Origin of the sequence: uncultured Methanobrevibacter sp., assembly GCF_902774605.1 — an archaeon.
In the GTDB taxonomy this organism is placed as follows: Archaea; Methanobacteriota; Methanobacteria; order Methanobacteriales; family Methanobacteriaceae; genus Methanocatella.
In genome coordinates this window covers 1-3,953 of the sequence record NZ_CACYJE010000091.1, presented here as the reverse complement: position 1 = coordinate 3,953, position 3,953 = coordinate 1, and the positions used below count along the sequence as shown (strand labels likewise).

Sequence of the window (3,953 nt, the reverse complement as noted above, 5' to 3'; positions counted from 1 at the left end):
AAATGAAGAATACTTCACAGGCAACTCTGTATTGGAAATCTTGAAAAAGTATTCCTCAATGATTTCAGTATTCGATATGATGGAATTCAGCTCACAGGTTATAAAGGAAAACCGTTACGTTCAGGAAAGCTATCGGGAGGATAGCCAGAAATCCTATATCGAATCATTTCTTCTAAGAGTCAGAGAGATTTCAAACGACCTGAATGATTACAGCCAGATAATCGACAGGCAACCATTAAGTGAGGCGATTGAAGTCATAAATGACCGCTTTGAAAAGGAAGAAGATGAATCCAAGGTTTCACTGATTTTCTATATGTCTTCGATTTATGCCACATTCATTCTAGAGGAGTCAATACATCCTGTTGGCACTCCATTTCCAGGTTCATTGAAAGTCGAATTGGAAAACGGCACTTTCTATTGTCCTGTTAAGGAGGCAAATAAGGACACTCCAAATGCTGTATGCAGGATGTGCCTAGCAGAACAGCTTGATTTTTAAATAAAAAGTTTCTAATCCCTAATTTTCATATTCTATCTATTTGGATCCAGACCACTATAAAGACTTCTTGTTTCTTCTGATTTCGGCCATCTCACCAAAATCCCCATGTTTTATCACATCATCCAAAGCATCGATAATCCTGTTTTTTCTGCTTAGGAAATCAGGTCCTGTCAAACTTGCAGAAATGGTATGATGAGTGATGAATGAGCAGTCACAGCTTAAATGCTCCACAAAAGTTTTAAGTTCAACAAGCATTTCCTTTTCAGATAGAGGGTCAAATTCTCCTCTTTGAGCTTCTTCCAGCAATGGAGTTCCTGGAAAGAGAGTCAGACCTCCTGTTCCAACAAGCATCGGATTGCACTGGCTGAATATCTCAGCCGAATTAACTGCATGATCATGGCTGTGCTCTCGCCCGGCAACGCCATTTAAAAATGTCATCCAAAAATCAATTCCCGCATCAGTCAGTTTTCCACACTGCACGATTATATCCTCTGATGTGTATCCCTTATTGATTCTGTTTAATGTCCAGTCATCTCCGCTTTCAACACCAAGGGAAATTTCCCTCAAACCAAGTTCTCTTAACTCTTCAAGATCTTCAACAGTCTTGTTTTTCAAGTCTGAAACTCTGGTTTGAGTATAGATGTATTCAATTTCAGGAAGATATTCATTGATTTTTTCAAGAATTGGCTTAAATTTATTGCTTGTCATTGCTAAAGGATTGGCTGAAAGCAACTGTATTGTCTTTGATTGGGGCGCATATGCTGCGATTTCCCTTAAGTCATCTTCTATCAACTCCATCGGCTGGAGGCGGAATTTCACTCCACTATACATTGTGCAGAATTTGCATTTGTTATGGGTGCATCCCTGTGTAATCTGCAATAATGGAAATGTCGGCCAGTAGGGGTTTCTATAAACGGGTTCTGTAAAATGCATTCAATCACCTAATATTCTCTTATGAATTTTTTAATAGCTTCTGCAACTTCATGAGGCATCTGATTCCATAATGCATGGGTGGTGCCTGGAAAATCATCTTCAAGGATGAACGCATCTTTAACATGCTCTTTGATGTAATTGACTGCTTCCATGGAATACAATGGAAAATCAGGCATCAGATACATGAATGGAACAGTTATCCTGTCCAATGCTGGACGATGGTCGCTTCTGAAAAGGGAGTACCATAAACTTGCCATTGTTGTTGCATCAACACCTTCGCCAAAGCTTCGGATGTAATCTTTATCATCCATGCCAGGAACATTTGAAGAATCTGGAACCATTATATTTCTAAATATGTAAAATGAAGCATAAGCAACATCATCAAAGATTCTATCCAAGTCATCCATGAAATCTTCATCACTCCAATTTCCCTGGGCTATGCCACCTGACCATCCATCATTTCGCATGTATGGAGACATGTCGCTGACAACGATTCTTTTGATTTTATCACAGCCGAACTGGTCTACATAACTGTATATAGTTGCCGCCCCCATTGAATGGCCTATTAATGTGACATCATCAAGATCCAATGTTTCAATAATCTCATTCAAGTCACGGCCCAGTCTTTTAATATTCATGTGAATTGTTGACCTGTCTGAAAGGCCGTGGCCTCTCTGGTCATATAATACCACATTGAAATCATCATGAAACTCGCCATATAACCTCTTGTTTGCAGCATGTGAAGAATTAAGCCCATGGCAGAAAACCAGTGCATCTCCCTCTCCATGATTTTCATAGTATAATCTTATTCCATCATCCATAGTTAAGTACAGCATAAAATCCCTTCCAATAGGTCTAGTAATATTAAGTATGCAACTATAATTATAATTTATCATTTTATAATTTAAATCATGTAATACCTATCCAATAATAGTTAAAAAATTTAATTAATTATATTTATATATGCCTTGAGAAAATATAATTAACGATTTGGAACATGTTAAACAATAAAATCAATAATCATGCAAAGTGATGAGAAACAAAAGGCATATGGAAAAAGATAAACTATAACAAAAATTGAAAAAAGATAAAACTAGAGAAAAGTAAAAAATAAGGTAAAAAGTTAAAAAAAAGAATAAAATCAAAAAATAAATAAAATAAAAGGAAAATAGAAAAAATAAACCCTAGAATTAACTAATTTTTCTAATCAAAACGGAAGTATTGTTTGTCTTTCCTTTTGGAAGTAACATTACTTCCTGATGGAATCCCCTGGTATCCTTGTTAGTAACTGGAGAATATAAAATAGCTCTCATACCAGTATAAGTTCTATAGAGAACAGGAGTCTTCTCGTCAACCACTTCCCATACATTGGCGAAAACCCTGTCTTTTGGTTCTGCAAAGGCCGCTATCATCAGAATGTCATAATCAAGATCTGCGATGGTCTTTTCATCCCCGGTGATGATTTCAATATCCTTATCCATACCCAGACGCTTTAAAACCTTCCTTGACAATTCTGCAACGTCATCCAACTGTTCTATTCCTATGCACTTGCATCCAGTCACCATGTTGAACATTATCAAAGTTAAAGGAAGAGGACCGCTACCCAGGAATACGAATGTCTTTTTTTCATTGAACTTAGCCAACTGCATTTCGTTTTCAATAAGGCCTATATACCTGTCGTAGAAATGGAATGAATCCAAAACCTCTCTCGGATTATCTGATTCCAATATTTTCATGGCGTTCTCGCGCTCCAGCCTTGCACCTATGTACACATAGAATTTTCTTATCAGCTGCAGAGCCTTGTTCATCTTCTCATCATCAAGAATGTGCTTGGCAGAATCGAAATCTATCTCCTTGTCGTGGGCGATGACTTCGATTTCATCAAGAATCTTTGTAATTTCATCAATATCAGTGCCGTCAAGTGCAGAAAGGCCTTCATTGTCCAAATCTCCATAGCTTGAAAGCTTGTCTGCAATCTCTTCGATTTTTCCCCAGTATTTGTAACAGCTCATCTTATCACACAAAATTTGTTAAAAAAAATTGTAAATTAATTTAAAGAAATCAATGAGAATTCTTTTACATTTTATTCTAAATATTAATTATATTAGTTTTAATTTATTCATATAAATAATTTTTTATTCATTTAATGTAATGCTGATTATTAATATTTGGTCTCATAAAAAACAATACCAAGATAAAAAAAACCAGCAATCAAAAAAAAAGATAATGAATCAACAATCAAAAAAAAAAGAAAAAATAAAAGATATTAAATATGATAAAAAATATCAATGCTTAGACATGATTGATGTCATCAAGATATACCACTTCATCACAAATAATATCCATCAAGTCCTTGTCATGGCTGACAACCAGCAAACCCATGCCTCTTTGCCTGACAATCTTCAGAACTGACTCGAATATCTGAACCTGGGTGATTGCATCCAGCATGGTAGTCATTTCATCAGCTATCAGGAATTTGGTATCTGGGTTTAAAGCCCTCAAGACAGAGAATCTCTGCAATTCC

The 3,953-nt window shown here is 36.1% G+C and carries 4 protein-coding genes and 1 pseudogene; 1 reads left to right on the top strand and 4 read right to left on the bottom strand.

The window, feature by feature from the left end; translation table 11 throughout:
- A partial coding sequence (locus tag QZU77_RS10575) for a DUF2115 family protein (protein ID WP_295603909.1) occupies nt 1-496 on the top strand: 496 nt, incomplete at its 5' end.
- Nucleotides 497-550: 54 nt separating this feature from the next.
- Here QZU77_RS10575 and QZU77_RS10570 read toward each other — a convergent pair.
- The 4 genes and pseudogenes from QZU77_RS10570 to QZU77_RS10555 all read right to left on the bottom strand — a co-directional run.
- Nucleotides 551-1,429, bottom strand: coding sequence for a radical SAM protein (locus tag QZU77_RS10570; protein ID WP_295603907.1), 879 nt, complete (start codon nt 1,427-1,429; stop codon nt 551-553).
- Nucleotides 1,430-1,437: 8 nt separating this feature from the next.
- Entirely contained in the window at nt 1,438-2,265 is an 828-nt protein-coding gene (locus tag QZU77_RS10565; protein WP_295603905.1) for an alpha/beta fold hydrolase, read from the bottom strand.
- Between the two features lie 354 nt (nt 2,266-2,619).
- Nucleotides 2,620-3,441, bottom strand: coding sequence for a nicotianamine synthase family protein (locus tag QZU77_RS10560; protein WP_295603903.1), 822 nt, complete (start codon nt 3,439-3,441; stop codon nt 2,620-2,622).
- A gap of 280 nt (nt 3,442-3,721) precedes the next feature.
- Nucleotides 3,722-3,953 (bottom strand): annotated as a pseudogene (locus tag QZU77_RS10555) (ABC transporter ATP-binding protein); the annotation flags it as partial.

Excerpts from the sequence above, each read along its gene's own strand:
- QZU77_RS10560 (WP_295603903.1), bottom strand. The coding sequence starts at position 3,441 with ATGAGCTGTTACAAATACTGGGGAAAAATCGAAGAGATTGCAGACAAG.
- QZU77_RS10570 (WP_295603907.1), bottom strand. The coding sequence starts at position 1,429 with ATGCATTTTACAGAACCCGTTTATAGAAACCCCTACTGGCCGACATTT.
- QZU77_RS10565 (WP_295603905.1), bottom strand. The coding sequence starts at position 2,265 with ATGCTGTACTTAACTATGGATGATGGAATAAGATTATACTATGAAAAT.